The sequence below is a fragment of the Clostridioides sp. GD02404 genome, assembly GCF_045898275.1.
In the GTDB taxonomy this organism is placed as follows: Bacteria; Bacillota; Clostridia; order Peptostreptococcales; family Peptostreptococcaceae; genus Clostridioides; species Clostridioides difficile_A.
Genome location: NZ_JBJOCA010000023.1, coordinates 34262 through 51271 on the forward strand (window position 1 = coordinate 34262; position 17010 = coordinate 51271).

Sequence of the window (17010 nt, forward strand, 5' to 3'; positions counted from 1 at the left end):
GAGTTAAATATGAATGATGAATTGAAATGTATTTTACACAGTAAAGGTGTAGATATTGTTCGTTTTATTGATATATCTGAATTTCCAGCAAGTCAAACACATGGTTTTTCTAAAGCAATTTTATTTTGTATAGGATTATCAAAAAAATTCGTTACAGATATATATAATAACTTACCTACAGATAGTGATGATTTCTTAGAAAAAGAGGAGAAAGTAGAAGAGTTAGCTGATTGGATTTCAAAATATATTCAAGATAAAGGTTATAAAGCTTATTCTCAATCAGAAAAAAATAATCTAGAACATGGATATTCTGAAAAGGGTTATATTAATCCAACAATGCAATCAGGTATTAGTACTTTACCACATAAGACAATAGCAAATATTAGTGGTATTGGATTTATGGGAAAAAATAATTTGTTTGTAACTGAGGAATATGGTTGTGCTTTTAGCATGTGTACTGTGCTTACAGATGCTCCAATTTCTGTTGAAAGATATCCTTTAATGGATTCGAAGTGTTCAGATTGTAATATTTGTGTAGAAAACTGTCCTGCAAAAGCTATACATGGAAATGAGTGGGCTTTGCCAGGGAAAAGAGAGTCTCTTATTGATATTTCAAAGTGTTTTTGTGTATTGAAATGTATGATGAGTTGTCCATGGTCATTAAAATATGCAAACCAGAAATAATTCTACTAGATATTAAATAAATAAACCAATCGCCTTAATATATTAAGTATATAGATACTTATAATAATGAAATTAAACTTAATAGATATTTTCTATATAAGAAAAATGGTCACAATATGTCAACTTGACCATTTTTTTGATATAATTAAAAATACAAATAACTTAGTAACAAAGGAGGTAGAATTTGAATTTTTTAAAAAAATATCCTATACCTATTGCAAGTCTGATTTTATCAATATTTACTTTAGGTAACTTATTACAATCTTATAGTGAATCATTACGTAATGTAATTGGATTTATAGGATTTGTTTTATATGCAATTTACATGGTCAAAATAGTATTACTAAAAAAGGGTGTTAAAGAGCAATTAGAAAACCCCTTAATATCAAGTACATTTCCAACTATAACAATGGCAACGATGATATTTGCTACATATGTAAAACCATTATCTTTAGAATTAGGTATTGTAATTTGGAGCATCGGAGTCGTAGGTCATATTGTGTTGATAATCTTATTTAGTAAGAAATTCTTAGTTGAATTTTCAATAAAAGCAGTATTTCCATCTTGGTATATAGTCTATGTTGGGATAGTTGCAGCAAGTGTTACAGCACCAGCATTTAATCAGTTTTTAATAGGTAAAGTTGCTTTTTGGATAGGATTTATATCTTATATAGTTCTTATACCAGTAGTTTTAAAAAGAGTGTGGATAATCAAGGAAATGCCTGAACCATCTTTACCAAGTATAGCTATATTAGCTGCACCAGGGTCATTACTATTGTCTGGATATATTAATTCTTTTTCAGATAAGAATAGTGTAATATTATACTTGTTATTTATACTTTCGATTGTATTTTATATTATAGTTTTGGGGTATTTACCAAAATTATTAAGATTGCCTTTTTATCCAAGTTTTGCTGCATTTACATTCCCTATGGCAATAAGTGCAATGGGTATGAAACTAATGAATGGTTGTCTAATTAAATCAGGCCATCCTGTAAGTTGGATTTTATATGTTTCTAAACTAGAAGAGATAATAGCTACAGTGATTATTTTGTATGTTTTAGTTTTATTTATTATATATCTTAGTAAATCAGAAACTACATCTAAAGCTAAATAAAAATTATTAAATATACGTATTTAGTAAAGATATTAATATCAATGGATGAAAGTGATATGAATTTTAGAAATTTAATTTAGCTTAATTTTATTGGAGGATAAACGAATGAAAACAAAAGAGGAATATGTAAAAGAGGTTAGAGCAATAGCAGAAGAATACTTTAGAAAAGGAGAGTTTTTTTGTTCTGAAGCAGTTCTTCAAACAATAAATGATGCTTTAGGACAACCTTTGAGCCCCGAGATAACTAAGTTAGCATCAGGATTTCCAATAGGACTTGGAAAAGCACAATGTCTTTGTGGAGCAATATCTGGAGGTGAAATGGCTTTAGGTATTGTATATGGAAGAGTTCATGGTGAAACTATGAATCCAAAGATGTTTGAATATGCTAAGGATTTACATGATTATATTAAGAAAGAGTATGGTGCAACATGTTGTAGAGTTATTACAAAGAAGTGGGATGGTGATAACTTTATGTCTCCTGAAAGAAAAGAACACTGTATTAAAATAACAGGTCAAGTCACAGAGTGGGTTGCAAATAAACTTGTTGAAGATGAAAAACTTAAGATTAAATAGAATTATAGTAGCCTGTAAATTTTAAAAACTAAATTTACAGGCTTTAATTGTATAATTAATTTTTAATAATACAATTAACTCTAAATATATAAATAAAATTGTTCAAACAAATAAATAGTTATTTTATAATACTCAGCATAAGGACACCAGACATGATTAATATTATGCCAAGAAAAATAGAAAACCATTCTTTTTTATTTTTCTTCTCTTTAAAGAATATAATACCTCCTAAAGTGGCTACTATCACACAACTTTGGGAAATAGAAAAACTTATTGTAACCCCAAATGTATTAGTTGTTATAAACATACCTAAATTTGCTATTGACCATAGTACTCCAGTAATTAAATTAAATAAAACATTTTCCTTATATACAATTTCTTTAGAAAAATACTTCACAATAATAAATGAAGTTATCAACATACCCACAGATTGAGGTAATATAATTCTATATCCTTCGATTGAAAATATTTGATTAGTTACAACATATAATGCTAAAAATAAAGAAGATAATAATACAACTCCTACACATTTTAACATATTGTTGTCAGTAGATTTTTTTGTTTGATAGTTTGTAAGAAGTATGCCAAGTACTATACATAATATCGATGAAGAACCAATCAAGAACATTTTAGAACTAGTCCACTCATTAAATAAGAGTACAGCTAATAGTGTTGTAAAAGTCAATTGTGAACCATTTGAAATTGGCATTACTTTAGATACACTAGTAATTTGAATTGCTTTAAACTGCATTAGTTGTCCTAAACTCCAGAATATCCCAGAAATCATACTTACAAAGAATGAAAAAAATGTAATCTCAGGATGCATAACCAAAGTTATTATAGTGGAAAATATAAACGCACTTATAGATGTACCTAAAAGTTGTTCATAAGGAGAACTTTTTTTAAGATTCGCAACTATAGGCATAAATCCCCATCCCATTACAGGAAGCAAAGCAATAATTATTGTCAGCATTAGGTTATTTCCTTTCATATTAAATTTAGACAGTTTTTAATTTATCATCTAAAATTAAAGTATTCAATACATCAAAATTACCGTATTTAATAAGGAAATATTAGTAGTTTTTTAGAAAAACATTTTCCATTAGAATAAAAACAAAGGGAAGGAGTAAATTTGAAAATGTTAACTGATATGATTCAAAATCGTGAAATTAGAATAATAAAGTTTTTATTAAAAGAAGGTCATACAACTGTCAAAGAAATAGCAGATGATTTAGATGTCTCAGAAAAAACAGTTTCAAAATCTCTTAAAGAAGTAGAAGCAGTGCTCAAAAAGATAGGTCTTTCTTTAGTGAGAAAACCTAAAATAGGTGTTTATATTGATGGAGATTTGAAAAAAATACTTCCTTACCTAGATAATAAAGGAAGTCAAATTCCTACAACTAGAGAGGAGAGAGTAATATATATATATTCAATATTGTTGAAAAGTAATGATTATATCACTATACAACAAATCTCTGACGAATTATATATAAGTCGTGGAACTATTGAAAGAGATTTAGCTGAGGTTGAAAAATTGCTAAAAAATGAAGGAGTATCTATATATAAAAAACCTAGTAAAGGAATAAAATTGGATATAAGTGAAAGAGATAAAAGGCAACTTACTGCTAAGTTTATACATAAATTTTGGAGCAGAAACTGGTATATTAAGCAAGAACAAGAAAGCTTTTATCAGGCCTTTGAAAAAATACAAGCAGATGTAAATGGTATTTTTTCTGAAGATGATTTATCTATAATCATTGACATTCTTAGGAATTTCAGCAGAGAAAGAAATTTTGAGTTTTCTGATTATGAATTTCAGTCATTAGTTATCCATTTAGTCATAGCTGTAGAGAGGATTAGAAAAGGTGAGTATATAGAAGAAAGCTTGTATGTTGGTAATATTGAAAATAATCAAATGTCAAATACAACTTATTTAGCAAAACAACTAGAGCAAAAGTTTTCTATACTATTGCCAAAATCTGAAATTGGATATATAAATTTACATCTAGTAGCATCTGACCAACATAGAGATACTACTGAACTAAAAGATACGTCAGATAATCACTATGAGACAAATACAAATAATATCTCAAATCTTCGAGAAATTATTAAAAATACATTGTATGAGACAGCTTACGACAAAGATTTGATTGATGGACTAACTTCACATGTACATTCATCAATAAATAGATTGAAATACGGTCTTAGTATTAAAAATCCATATGTAAATACAATAAAGCAAAACTTTTCGTTATCATTTGAACAGGCTTTGGATTTAAAGAAGGTAATTGAATTTATATATGATATTAGGATAAATGATGATGAATGTGCTTATATAGCGCTACATTTTGAAGCTTTTAGGGAAAGAATGAAAGAACTTCCACAAAATGTTAGAGTTGTTCTAGTATGTAGTACAGGTCTAGGTTCATCCAGATTATTATCTGCAAGGATAAAAAAATACTTTCCTATGATAAAAATTGAAAAGATACTTTCTGTACAAGAATTAGTATCTAGTAAAATTGATGCAGATTTGGTGATAAGTACTATTTATTTAGAGTTAGAGACTATTCCTACAATAATAGTTAGCCCTATTTTAAATGAAAGTGATATAAGAACATTGGAAAAAAATATACAAAATGTTTCAGGGAATACTTCTAAAAAATATAAATCTTTTAAAAACCTAATCTTTAAAGAAAATATTCTATTAAATATTGAAGCTTTAAATTATGAAGATGTAATTAAATGTATAACAGATAATTTGATAAAAAAAGGTTTTGCAAGAAATGGAATCGCTGAGAGTGCAATTGAGAGAGAAAGTTTATCTTACACCTCTTTTCAATCTATAGCTACACCTCATGCTAATCCTAGTTATATTAAAAAATCTAATATATCTGTTGCAACTTTAAAAAATCCTATTACATGGGGAAATGAAAAGGTAGAAGTTATTTTCTTTATTTCATTAGAAAATGACAAAAACTTAGAGCTTGATGAAATATATGAAGTTTTTTATGATTTCATTGACAATAAAAAAAATATAGATGACATATTAAGTGCAACTTCACCAAAAGAAGTGTACGATTTGCTAATGGAGGAGAATATAGAGTGAAAATATCAGATGTATTAAAAAAAGAGCAAATTGTTTTTAATCTTGCTACAACTACAAAAGAGGAAACAATAAAAGAATTGAGTAGTATATTTGTTAAAAATGGAATTGTAGATAACAAAGAAGAATATGTTAAGTCTGTTTTAGAAAGAGAAGAACATGCAACCACAGGTATTGGTAATGGGATTGCTATTCCTCATGGGAAAAGCAATGCTGTCAAGCAATCTTCTATAGTATTTGCAAGAACTAAAAATAAGATTGAGTGGGACGCTTTAGATGAAAAACCAGTAGATAGTATTTTCTTACTGGCTATAAGTGATATTGATAAGGATAGTAATCATCTTGTATTATTATCTAAATTGGCCACTAAGCTTATGGATGATGACAATGTGGATGCACTAAAATTAGCTAATTCAGAACAAGAAATAATTAATATATTTAATGAAGGAGATATGTAGAGATGAAAAGAAAAATCATAGCAGTAACAGCATGTGCGACAGGAGTTGCACATACATATATGGCAGCACAAGCATTAAAGAAAGCTTCAAAAAAAATGGGACACCTTATAAAAGTTGAAACACAAGGAGCTACAGGGATAGATAATGAATTAACTGAAAAGGATGCACAAATTGCAGAAGTAGTAATATTTGCAGTAGACACTAAAGTTAGAAATGCTGAACGTTTTGAAGGGAAAGATATATTAGAAGTACCAGTTAATGCACCTATAAAGGACGCAGAAAAAGTAATAAATGATGCACTAAAGTTAATTGACAATAAATAAGTGGAGGGAAATATAATGTTAAAAAAGATAGTCTCTGAGTTAAAAAAGCATGTCTTAACAGGAATTTCATATATGATTCCATTGGTAATTGCAGGTGCTATGATAATGGCAATATCTCGTGTGGGAGGTTCTTTCTATAACATACCAGATATATGGGATGCTAAATATGCAGAAAGTGCTAGTAGTATTGTTAGACTATTGCATGATTTAGATGGTTTTGGAGGCACTGCCTTAGGATTAATGTTTCCTGTAATTGCTGCATTTATAGGATTTTCTATAGCTGACAAATTAGCCATTGTACCAGGTCTTGTTGGAGGTATGATTGCTAAGGATATAGGAGCAGGATTTTTAGGAGCTTTAGCAGTTGGTTTAATAGCAGGATATACATGTTTATTTATTAAAAATCATGTTAAACTACCAAAATCAGCAGCTTCAATAGTACCAATATTCATAGTACCAGTATTTGGTACGTTAATCACTGTTATATTAATCAATTATGTGATAGGTATTCCTTTTGCTACATTAAATACTGGATTAGAAAATTGGTTAAATGGATTATCAGGTACAAATCAGATATTAATGGCAGCTATTATTGGAGCTATGATGGCAGTTGACTTAGGTGGACCAGTTAATAAAGCAGCTTTAACAACATCACTTGCATTATTAACAAGTGGAATTTATGCACCTAATACTGCTGCAATGGTGGGAATTGTTATACCACCATTAGGATTGGGCCTTGCTACTATATTAGCAAAACAGAAGTATAATAAGCAGTTACGTGAAGCAGGTAAATCATCTCTTATAATGGGGCTAATTGGAGTAAGTGAAGGGGCTATTCCTTTTGCAGTAGAATCTCCATTAAAAGTAATCCCTTCATGTGTAATTGGAACAGCAATTGCTTCAGCTATGGCGGTTGGTCTAGGTTCAGTAAATGCAACTCCAATTAGTGGATTTTACGGGTGGTTTACAGTAGAGAACTGGCCAATGTATATATTATCAATAGCAGTTGGAACAGCAATTGTGGCTGGTCTAGTTATAGTATTACGTGGAAATCCAGTAATTGAAGATGATGAATTTGAAGAAGATGATTTTGATGAAGCAGAGTGGGAATCTTAAAATTCAATATAAATCTTATGCTAGATAAGGTATTAAATATTAGTTTTGGACTTAAATATAAAAGACAAGGAACAGAGGAGATTAAATGATAAAAGCACATATTGTTAATCATACACACTGGGATAGAGAATGGTATTTTACTTCTGGGGATGCATTAGTACTTAGTGAACAACTATTTACAGATATAATTGGTGAACTAGAACGTAATACAGATGTAAGTTTTGTACTTGATGGCCAACTTTCTATTTTGGATGACTATGTACAACTACATAGAGAAAAAATAGAAATCATCAAAAAACTAATAAAGGAAGATAGACTGCATATTGGACCATGGTTTACTCAAACAGATGCATTCTTTGCTAGAGGAGAGTCTATTTTAAGAAATTTAATGATTGGTATTTTTGAAAGTAAAAAATATGGTAAGTATATGAGAATTGGATATTTGCCAGATACATTTGGATTTAATGCACAAATGCCTGTCTTATTAAAACATGTAGGTCTTGACAATATATTCTTTTGGAGAGGGATACATCTTGGTAAACAGGTTCAATCACCATACTTTAAGTGGAAAAGTCTAAATGGTGAAAGTTATATATATGCTGTAAATATGCCACATGGATATGGAACAGGTATGCTTTTAGAACCTTCATCAAAGTATGTAAATGGACGTTTAGACCCTGCAATTGATTTTATCAAATCTTATAGTGATGTAGATGAAGTACTAATACCTTCAGGAAATGACCAATTGAATATAATCGGTGATTTTAAAAACAAAGTTAAAGAGATTAATGATATAGGAAAATATTCATATATAACAAGCTCATATCAAGAGTTTTTGAAGTATGTAAAATCTATAGAGTCACTAGAAAGTTATAGGGGTGAATTTAGAGAGCCAGTACTTGCGAGAATACATAAATCAATTGGTTCTAGTAGAATGGATATAAAATTAGCCTGTGATAAACTAGAAAATAAGTTGATTAAAAGGATAGAACCACTATTAGTAATTGCCAAAAAGAGTAAGATTGAAATAAGCAATCAGTTATTGATAAATACATGGAAAAAACTTTTAGAAGGACAAGCACATGATAGTTTGGCTGGATGTGTAACTGATACTGTGACAGAGGATATTCTTCATCGTATAAGAGAAGCAAACGAAATATGTGATAGTATTGAAAATACTATTGTTAAAAAAATTTCGGAAGCGCTTAAATTATCTAAAAATGATATTTTAATATTTAATACAGAAGCTAAAAGTTTTAATGGATATAAAGAGATACAGGTTGTAAGTGATAGTAAAAATATTTGTTTTAAAGATAATTTAGATGCCACTATAATTGAAGAAACTTATGTTAAATCGAGAGAAAATATATTAGAAGAGACACCTGCTGGTAATATATTTATTGAAGAGCCAGGTTATTATATATTAAAAATAAGAATAAATATACAGCTTCCTGCACTTGGATATAAGGTTGTTAGTTTTGAATCAAGTGATAAGGAAATGCTGGTACTTAATGAATCTAATGATACCTTTATATCTAATGATAATTATAAGATAATGTATGAAGATGGAAGCTTAAATTTACAGCTTAAAGATGGCACTTATATATCAAATTTTTTAACATTAAGAGACAGTGGAAATGCAGGAGATACTTATGATTTTTCTCCATTAAAAGATGATGAAGATATCAAACTTTCATTTAATAAAGTATCTACAGAAAAAGTTCTAGGATATGAAAAAATAATGGTTGAAGGTATCACTTTACTACCACTTACACTAGAAGATAGGAAAAATAAAAACCTTAATGGAAAATTAAGTGTAAAAGCTAGTATTACTTTAGTAAAGGAAAATCCATTAATAGAAGTAAAACTTTATGTTGATAATACAATACACAATCATAGATTACGTGTTCATGTAAAAACTGATATAAAAGATAACAGAAATATAGCATCATTACCATTTGGATATATAACAAGAGAAAATGGAGTTGTTGACAACTGGGAAAAAATCTATAATGAGATGCCTATAGATTTAGAGCCTTTAGAAAGTAATATTACACTGACAAATCAAAATAGAAGTTGTACTGTATTTACTAGAGGAATAAAAGAATATCAACATATTGAAGATGAAATTGCACTGACTTTACTTGCTACTACAGATGAATTAGGGAAGCCTGACTTATTATATAGACCAGGACGTGCTTCTGGTGATACGACTAAAAAAGGTCATATAAGAATTAAAACTGATAAAGCCCAAATTCTTAAAGAGGTAGAGTTTTCATTTGCAGTATACATGAATTATAAACCATTTGATGAATTAGAAGTTGCAAGTTTAACTCACAAGTATCTACAGGAATGTGTAAATTATCAATTACAGGACTACAATTTCTTTTTGTATCGTATAGATAATAAGATTCAAAAATCTATCGTTGAAAAATCTGTAAGTAGAGAATTGGAAATAATATCTTTACCAGAGAACTATCTTGTGTCAGCATGTTACCTTTCTTACTATAGTAAAGAAAAATTTGTAATCAGATTGGAAAATCCAACTAGTAAGAAAATGATATTAGATGAACGAATATTTAAAAGTAGAAACGGGAAAATAGTAAATGCGATAGAAGAATTACAAGAACAACAAGTGTATGAAATAGCACCTTTTGATGTTATTTCAATATTATTAGATTTATAAGTGAAAAATAAGTTTATTATTTTAAAGTCTGACTGACAGCAATCGGTCAGACTTTTTAATTTGCATAAATTTGGGTAAATATTAATATATAAGTCTAGTATTTTGTATAAAGTTTGTTAAAGTAGAAAAATAGTTTAACAGGATAAGTTGTTTATACAAAGAACTATTATATTAGAGTAATTTTATATGCAGTTTAGAATCGACAAAATTTTAATGAAATGAATTAGGGTATATACTTCAATAACAATTATTCAATTTGATTTTATGCTAAGTTCTATGTAGTTACAAAAAAGTGACCAATTGTGATATGTATATAAAACTGATATATTAATTACATGAAACTTAAAATAATTTGTTTTAGGGAGATATACAATAAAAATTTTAATTAAGTAAGGTTAGAAGTATACATAATACCTATAAACACATACTGTTATAACAATTTATTTAATATTAAAGAAAAGAGGAGAGTAAAATGTACAATATAGATGACATGATATATGATTGTCCAGTAGAGGCTTTATCAAGTATATTAGGTAAAAAATGGGTAGCTATAATAATATGGGAAATACAAAAAGATAAAAAAAGATTTGGAGAGTTACAAAGAGCTATACCAGAGTGTAGTAAGAAAATGCTAACTCAACAATTAGATTTTTTAATTGAACAAGAGATTATAGTTAAGAAAAAAAGGTTGGTTAATAATATTGTAGAGTCAACCTATTTTTTAAGTGAGTCAGGATTACTATTACTTCCTGTTATGGAAAAAATGATAATGTGGAGTAATAAAAACTTAAACTGTGATAAATAAATCTTAAAATTTTAATCTTGGAAATAAAATAAGGAGGAATTTTAGCTTGCAAAATGTAAATTTATTTTTAGTATTTATAGAAGGTATAGTGTCGTTTTTTTCACCATGTATATTGCCAATTTTGCCTATTTATTTGAGTATATTATCAAATAGTAGTGTAGAGAGTTTAAAAGAAGGAAAGACAAATTTTATAAGAAGTTCTCTATTTAAAAATACTATATTCTTTGCTCTTGGAATCTCGACAACATTTTTTATATTAGGTTCATCAGTAAGAGTATTGAGTATGTTCTTTAGTGAGAATAAAGATTTAATAATGTTCATTGGTGGGATTATAATTATTATCATGGGCTTATTTTACATGGGAATAATTAAATCTTCAATATTGAATAGAGAAAAAAGATTTAATGTAAAGTTTAAAGAAATGAAAGCAATAACAGCTTTTATATTAGGTTTTACGTTTAGTTTTGGGTGGACACCTTGTATTGGACCGATACTAGCATCTGTATTAGTAATGGTTTCAAGTTCAACCAATCACCTTAGTGCAAATCTTTTAATAGCAGTATATACTATTGGATTTATTTTGCCATTCATAATTACATCTATGTTTTATAGTAAACTTTTTAAAACTATAGACAAGATAAAATCCAACATGGAAATTATTAAAAAAATAGGTGGGCTTATACTTATAGTATCAGGAATATTAATGATGGTAAATGGATTTGGGAGTATAAGCAAACATTTTAATATCCCACAAAATAGTAAAATTGAAAGTAATCAGGAAGATAATAAACAAGCAAATTCTAATAATAAAGAAGATAGCTCTAGTGATACTGGTGGTCAAAAAGACTCTAATGATGGAAATAATGAATCAGGAGCTAAAGATGAAGAGAGAATAAAGTCTATTGATTTTACTCTAACAGACCAATATGGTAAGACACATAAATTAAGTGATTATGAAGGTAAAGTTGTATTTTTGAATTTCTGGGCTACATGGTGTCCTCCATGTAAAGAAGAAATGCCTCACATAGAACAACTATACAAAGACTATAAGAAAAATAATGAAGATGTAGTAATTTTAGGTGTAGCTTCACCTAATTTGGGTAGAGAAGGTTCAAGAGAACATGTGATTAACTTCTTAAAAGAAGAAGGGTATACTTTCCCTGTTGCACTTGATGAAGATGGAGCATTAGCGTATCAATATGGAATTAATGCTTTTCCAACTACGTTTATAATTGATAAAGAAGGATATGTAACTCAGTATATTCCAGGAGCTATGGATAAAGAGACTATGGCATCTTTTATTGAGAATCAAAGAAATAAATAGATTAAAATGTTTAAATATAAGGATTCAAATCAATTTAAGGTTACAAAAAAGTGCCTAATTGTACTACCTAGATAATCTTGTTATAGTAAAAGTATAAATAATACAAGAAGGGGTTGAAAATTATATGAAAAAAACATTTGATGCAATAATAATGGGATTTGGAAAAGGTGGAAAAACATTAGCAGGAGATTTAGCGAATAAAGGCTTAAAAGTAGCTTTAATAGAAAAATCAAATAAGATGTATGGTGGAACATGTATAAATGTGGCATGTATACCAACTAAAAGTTTAGAGAACTCGGCAAACAGTGTAAAAGCGAAACATATAAGTTCTTGGGAAGAAGCTCAAGCTGAATATGAGAAAGCTATAGATAAAAAAGAAACTTTAATTACAAAACTTAGAGAAGTTAACTATAATAAATTAAATTCAAATGATAATATAACTATATTCACAGGAATGGGAACTTTTATTGATGAAAATACAGTTCAAGTTAAAACTGAAAATGAAGTTTATGAGTTAGTAGCAGACAAGATATTTGTTAATACTGGTTCAAAACCATTTATACCTAATATTAAAGGTGTGGAAAATAAGAATGTAGTATATGATAGTGAGTCTCTTATGAATTTAAGAACTCTACCTAAAAAAATGACAATCATAGGAGCTGGCTTTATAGGTCTAGAGTTTGCAGGTATTTACAGTTCATTTGGAGCAGAAGTTACAATATTAAATTCTAATAATGGTATTTTACCAAATGAAGATATTGAGGATTCAGAAGAAATAATAAAACTACTTGAAAAGAGAAATGTAAAAATTATAAATAATACAAAGATAAAAGAAATTAAAGAAGTTTCTAACTTAGCTATAGTAGAGTATGAAATAGAAGGTAAATTACAGGAATTAACAAGCGATATGATACTTGTAGCCACAGGAAGAAAGGCAAATACTGAGGGGTTAGGACTAGAAAATGCAGGTATAGAATTAAATGAAAGGGGATTTATTAAAGTATCAAATACTCTTAAGACTAACAAAGAGCATATATGGGCTATAGGAGATATAAATGGAGGTCCACAATTTACTTATATTTCACTAGATGACTATCGTATAATTATTAATCAATTATTTGGAGATAAGACTAGAAGCAATAGTGATAGAAAAAATATACCAAATTCTATATTTATAAGTCCAGCATTTTCAAGAGTTGGTCTTAATGTTAAACAAGCTAAGGAAAAAGGATATGAAGTATTAGTAGCAAAGATGCCAGTCGAAGCGATTCCAAGAGCTAAGCAAATCGGTAAGACAGATGGTTTTATAAAGATTGTGATTGATAAAAAATCAAATAAGATACTTGGAGCTACTATGATATGTGAAGATTCAAGTGAGATTATCCACTTAATTCAATTAGCTATAGATTTAGAAGTAGAGTACACATATTTAAGAGACCGTGTTTATGCACATCCAACTATGACAGAAGCTCTTAATGATATTCTATCTCCTAATATGATAAAAGAAGTATAATCATAAATTTAAATATATAAAGCCTAAAATTATCATTATAAATAGATTTTATAAAAAGGATACTATAATAAATTACTAATAGTATCCTTTTTGCATTGTAAAGTTATAAATGTACTATAGAATTTATTATTTTGTATTATAAGCTGGAATTAAACGGTATAATTTAAGTATTGGATAACTTAAATGGATAATATAATAGTATCAAAAATATTTTAAAATAGTAAGTTTATCATACTTAAAGTATTAGAGCAATGTTTAAAATACGGAGGTGAAGTCATATGAATAAAGTATCTAAAAGAGGGTTTGATGAGAATGACAAGAGATGGTTTTCAAGTAGTGAATTAGTAAGGCTTATGAAGGCCAAGGAAGAAATAGAATGGTTAATAAATAGGGATTATAAAATAGACCCAGTTGTTACTTTTGTTGGAGATAGGTATCAGTTTTCCATAAGGCAAAGAGATGCACTAAAAAGGGCAGTATGCACTGAAGAAAAAAATATAATAAGACAGTCAAAAAAACTTTCTCTAGATAAAATCAAAGAAGGACTTATAAATATAGATGGTTTTAATTTAATAATAGCTATAGAAGTGGCATTATCTGGTGGAACTTTAGTAATAGGTAGTGATGGTAATATGAGAGACTTAGCAGGGCTTAGGGGGACATATAAGATTATAGATAAAACAGAAGAAGCCTTAAAGTTGATAGGGGAATTTTTTAATAAATACAATGCACAAAAAATTAGATTTTATCTAGATTCTCCAGTTTCCAATTCAGGAAATTTAAAGTATAAGATACTGGAGTATGCTAAAATATGGGGAATTGAAACTGAGGTAGAGCTAGTAAAAAATGCAGATGTCGTATTAGAAAAATTAGATAGAGTAGTTAGTAGTGATGCAGTTATAGTTGATAGATGCATAAGCTATTTTAATATTGCTAGAGGTATAATTGAAGAATATATTAAGGATTGTAATATTGTGAATTTAAATAAATAGATAAATATAAATGAGAAAAAACCAGTCTGTATATAGCAATATTATCAGTAATACAAGTAAAGTTTGAAAATAGGAGAACGAATACATATCGAATTTCATAAAATGTTGTAAAAAGACATATGAGAGGATGGTATGTGTGAAACTAACTAAAATAAACATTAAAAAATATAGAACACCTATATATAAATATGCTTTAGTAAATGTAAATTTGAGGTCCGGCAAATCTACAAATTCAAGTATTATAACTGTAATACCTCAAGAAGCAAAAATGGAGGTATTAGATGAAGAAGATGAATGGATTAAAGTAATGTATAATTCTCAAGAAGGGTATGTATATAAGGACTTAGTATCAGTAAGCGAATATACTTGGAGTAACTTAAATTTAAGAGAAGACAAATCTACGACTTCAAATATAATTACAGTAATTCCCGAAAAATCTAGGGTCGAAGTTTTAGAAATAGATGGGGATTGGAGTAAAGTTGTATATGATGACAAAATAGGATATGTTTTTAATTATTTCTTATCAACTGATGGAAATAAACCTAATGAGTTAGATTATAAGTATTTTTATACTGATATGACTAAATTTGTTAACGAAAATAATATTAAAAGCACGAGTGACTATCTAATTGTGACAGACCTTAGAAATAAATATACTTATATTTTTAAGAAAGATAATGGAAGTTGGGGTCAACTTTATAAGTGGCAATGTACTATAGGGAAACCTGAAACTCCAACTATAACAGGGACATTTTATATAAGTGGAAGAAAACCTTCTTTTGGGACAGATGAATATTCGGTTAAGTACGCTACTAGAATTAAAGGTGGATATTATTATCATTCGGTATTATACGATTCGACAGGTAGCTATATAATAGATGGTAGACTTGGTGAAGCTCTTAGTCATGGTTGTATAAGATTGAATACAGAAAATGCAAAATGGATATACGATAATATACCAGATACAACAACAGTCATAATTCATTAATAAAATATTTGATTTGTTAATTAAGAGCTAAGATTCTTAATTAATAATAGTATATGTTAGTATTTGATAAGAATTACGATTTGAAAGATGTAGTAAGAGAGTGCCAATAATAAAATAATTGTATTTTGAGGCACTCCCTTATAAGTATATATAATTAATTTACGGGGGAGGTTGTTATAATTAAGATATTTTCATAAATAATTCTATAAGTTTATCCTTGTCAAAGAAAACAGGATTAGCTCCAGCACATGCATCTTTCATAGAGTTTTCTGCAAGTAACTCAAAATTAGGATTATCAACACCTACATCTTTTAGAGATTTTGGGATTCCTACTTCTTCAGAAAGAGCTTTTATTTTATTTATTACAAAGTCAACACACTCTTTATCTGACTTATTATGTACATCCATTCCAATAATCTCGGCGATTGGACGGAATTTAGAAGGAGCAGATTTAGCATTTTCTTCTTCAACTATTGGAAGTAGCATGGCATTACATACTCCATGAGGTAAATCATATAAACCTCCTAATTGATGGGCCATGGCATGTACATTACCAAGTCCTGCATTACTAAATGCAATTCCATTTAAGAAACAAGCGTAACACATTTGTTCTCTAGCTTCTATGTCATTACCATTTTTAACAGCTCTTGGAAGGTATTTAAATATCTGTTTTATAGAATATAAAGCTGTTGAATCTGTAACATCATAAGCTCCATTAGCCACTACAGCTTCTATAGCATGAGTTAACGCATCCATACCAGTTGCTGCAGTTAAATTAGATGGTTTACTAATCATTAATTCTGGGTCATTTACTGTCATTGTAGCTAATGAATTGGTATCAACCATTATCATTTTTACATGTCTGTCTTCATCAGTTATAACATAGTTTATTGTAACTTCAGCAGAAGTACCAGCAGTAGTAGTTATGGCTACAATAGGAAGACATTTTTTAGAAGTTTTGTTGACACCTTCATAATCCCTAATATCTCCTCCATTAGTAGCTAATATAGAAATAGCCTTACCACAGTCTTGTGGAGAACCTCCTCCTATAGTAATAACAAAATCACAATTTTCTGACTTTAATATTTCAAGCCCTTTATTTACATTAGTTACAGTTGGATTTTGTTTAACTTCATCATAAACAACAAAATCTACACCTATCTGAGATAGAATATCTGTTACTTTTTTTACAGTACCGTTTGAAACTAGAAATTTATCACTAACAACAAATGCTTTTTTAGTTCCCAGTGATTTAATTGAATCTTTAGCTTCATTAAGACATCCTTTTCCAAGTAAATTTATTGGTGGTACATAATAAATGCTCATAA

At 28.6% G+C, this 17010-nt stretch carries 15 protein-coding genes; 13 read left to right on the forward strand and 2 right to left on the reverse strand.

Annotation, left to right across the window (positions count from 1 at the left end):
* Positions 1-9: 9 nt before the first annotated feature.
* The 3 genes from Q3287_RS13855 (at position 10) to Q3287_RS13865 (ending at position 2374) form a co-directional block, all read left to right on the forward strand.
* The gene (locus Q3287_RS13855; protein WP_407964239.1) at positions 10-684 is read left to right on the forward strand and encodes a 4Fe-4S binding protein; all 675 of its coding nucleotides are present in this window, start codon (positions 10-12) and stop codon (positions 682-684) included.
* A gap of 184 nt (positions 685-868) precedes the next feature.
* On the forward strand, positions 869-1801 hold the full coding sequence (locus Q3287_RS13860; RefSeq protein ID WP_407964240.1) for a TDT family transporter: 933 nt from the start codon (positions 869-871) through the stop codon (positions 1799-1801).
* 105 nt (positions 1802-1906) lie between these two features.
* On the forward strand, positions 1907-2374 hold the full coding sequence (locus Q3287_RS13865) for a C-GCAxxG-C-C family protein (protein ID WP_054277503.1): 468 nt from the start codon (positions 1907-1909) through the stop codon (positions 2372-2374).
* A 118-nt stretch (positions 2375-2492) separates the two neighbouring features.
* Here Q3287_RS13865 and Q3287_RS13870 read toward each other — a convergent pair whose 3' ends face one another.
* On the reverse strand, positions 2493-3347 hold the full coding sequence (locus Q3287_RS13870; RefSeq protein ID WP_407964241.1) for a GRP family sugar transporter: 855 nt from the start codon (positions 3345-3347) through the stop codon (positions 2493-2495).
* 165 nt (positions 3348-3512) lie between these two features.
* Here Q3287_RS13870 and Q3287_RS13875 point away from each other — a divergent pair, with 165 nt between their 5' ends.
* From Q3287_RS13875 to Q3287_RS13920, 10 genes are all read left to right on the forward strand, one after another.
* Positions 3513-5480 (forward strand): BglG family transcription antiterminator, encoded by a 1968-nt coding sequence (locus Q3287_RS13875; protein ID WP_407964242.1) that lies wholly within the window; start codon positions 3513-3515, stop codon positions 5478-5480.
* Positions 5477-5935: a PTS sugar transporter subunit IIA gene (locus Q3287_RS13880; protein ID WP_054271539.1), complete on the forward strand. Its 459-nt coding sequence runs from the start codon at positions 5477-5479 to the stop codon at positions 5933-5935. The genes Q3287_RS13875 and Q3287_RS13880 overlap by 4 nt, the downstream gene beginning before the upstream one ends.
* Before the next feature lie 2 nt (positions 5936-5937).
* On the forward strand, positions 5938-6258 hold the full coding sequence (locus Q3287_RS13885) for a PTS fructose transporter subunit IIB (RefSeq protein ID WP_407964243.1): 321 nt from the start codon (positions 5938-5940) through the stop codon (positions 6256-6258).
* Between the two features lie 15 nt (positions 6259-6273).
* Positions 6274-7374, forward strand: a complete 1101-nt coding sequence (locus Q3287_RS13890; RefSeq protein WP_407964244.1) for a PTS fructose transporter subunit IIC — start codon at positions 6274-6276, stop codon at positions 7372-7374.
* Positions 7375-7459: 85 nt separating this feature from the next.
* Positions 7460-10060, forward strand: coding sequence for an alpha-mannosidase (locus Q3287_RS13895; protein ID WP_407964245.1), 2601 nt, complete (start codon positions 7460-7462; stop codon positions 10058-10060).
* A 472-nt stretch (positions 10061-10532) separates the two neighbouring features.
* Complete coding sequence (locus tag Q3287_RS13900; protein ID WP_021385918.1) at positions 10533-10865, forward strand: helix-turn-helix domain-containing protein; 333 nt, start codon at positions 10533-10535, stop codon at positions 10863-10865.
* Positions 10866-10911: 46 nt separating this feature from the next.
* Positions 10912-12189: a cytochrome c biogenesis protein/redoxin gene (locus Q3287_RS13905; RefSeq protein ID WP_054277499.1), complete on the forward strand. Its 1278-nt coding sequence runs from the start codon at positions 10912-10914 to the stop codon at positions 12187-12189.
* 124 nt (positions 12190-12313) lie between these two features.
* Positions 12314-13702, forward strand: a complete 1389-nt coding sequence (locus Q3287_RS13910; protein ID WP_407964246.1) for a dihydrolipoyl dehydrogenase family protein — start codon at positions 12314-12316, stop codon at positions 13700-13702.
* Positions 13703-13980: 278 nt separating this feature from the next.
* Positions 13981-14694 (forward strand): DUF434 domain-containing protein, encoded by a 714-nt coding sequence (locus Q3287_RS13915; protein WP_407964247.1) that lies wholly within the window; start codon positions 13981-13983, stop codon positions 14692-14694.
* Positions 14695-14821: 127 nt separating this feature from the next.
* A complete protein-coding gene (locus tag Q3287_RS13920; RefSeq protein WP_407964248.1) occupies positions 14822-15682 on the forward strand; it encodes an SH3 domain-containing protein in 861 nt (286 codons plus the stop codon).
* 180 nt (positions 15683-15862) lie between these two features.
* On the opposite strand, the gene Q3287_RS13925 is transcribed toward Q3287_RS13920, so the two are convergent.
* A complete protein-coding gene (locus Q3287_RS13925; RefSeq protein WP_054271532.1) occupies positions 15863-17008 on the reverse strand; it encodes an iron-containing alcohol dehydrogenase in 1146 nt (381 codons plus the stop codon).
* Between the last annotated feature and the right edge of the window lie 2 nt (positions 17009-17010).

Excerpts from the sequence above, each read along its gene's own strand:
- Q3287_RS13895 (WP_407964245.1), top strand. The coding sequence starts at position 7,460 with ATGATAAAAGCACATATTGTTAATCATACACACTGGGATAGAGAATGG.
- Q3287_RS13865 (WP_054277503.1), top strand. The coding sequence starts at position 1,907 with ATGAAAACAAAAGAGGAATATGTAAAAGAGGTTAGAGCAATAGCAGAA.
- Q3287_RS13890 (WP_407964244.1), top strand. The coding sequence starts at position 6,274 with ATGTTAAAAAAGATAGTCTCTGAGTTAAAAAAGCATGTCTTAACAGGA.
- Q3287_RS13900 (WP_021385918.1), top strand. The coding sequence starts at position 10,533 with ATGTACAATATAGATGACATGATATATGATTGTCCAGTAGAGGCTTTA.
- Q3287_RS13925 (WP_054271532.1), bottom strand. The coding sequence starts at position 17,008 with ATGAGCATTTATTATGTACCACCAATAAATTTACTTGGAAAAGGATGT.
- Q3287_RS13870 (WP_407964241.1), bottom strand. The coding sequence starts at position 3,347 with ATGCTGACAATAATTATTGCTTTGCTTCCTGTAATGGGATGGGGATTT.
- Q3287_RS13915 (WP_407964247.1), top strand. The coding sequence starts at position 13,981 with ATGAATAAAGTATCTAAAAGAGGGTTTGATGAGAATGACAAGAGATGG.
- Q3287_RS13855 (WP_407964239.1), top strand. The coding sequence starts at position 10 with ATGAATGATGAATTGAAATGTATTTTACACAGTAAAGGTGTAGATATT.
- Q3287_RS13885 (WP_407964243.1), top strand. The coding sequence starts at position 5,938 with ATGAAAAGAAAAATCATAGCAGTAACAGCATGTGCGACAGGAGTTGCA.
- Q3287_RS13875 (WP_407964242.1), top strand. The coding sequence starts at position 3,513 with ATGTTAACTGATATGATTCAAAATCGTGAAATTAGAATAATAAAGTTT.
- Q3287_RS13920 (WP_407964248.1), top strand. The coding sequence starts at position 14,822 with ATGGTATGTGTGAAACTAACTAAAATAAACATTAAAAAATATAGAACA.
- Q3287_RS13910 (WP_407964246.1), top strand. The coding sequence starts at position 12,314 with ATGAAAAAAACATTTGATGCAATAATAATGGGATTTGGAAAAGGTGGA.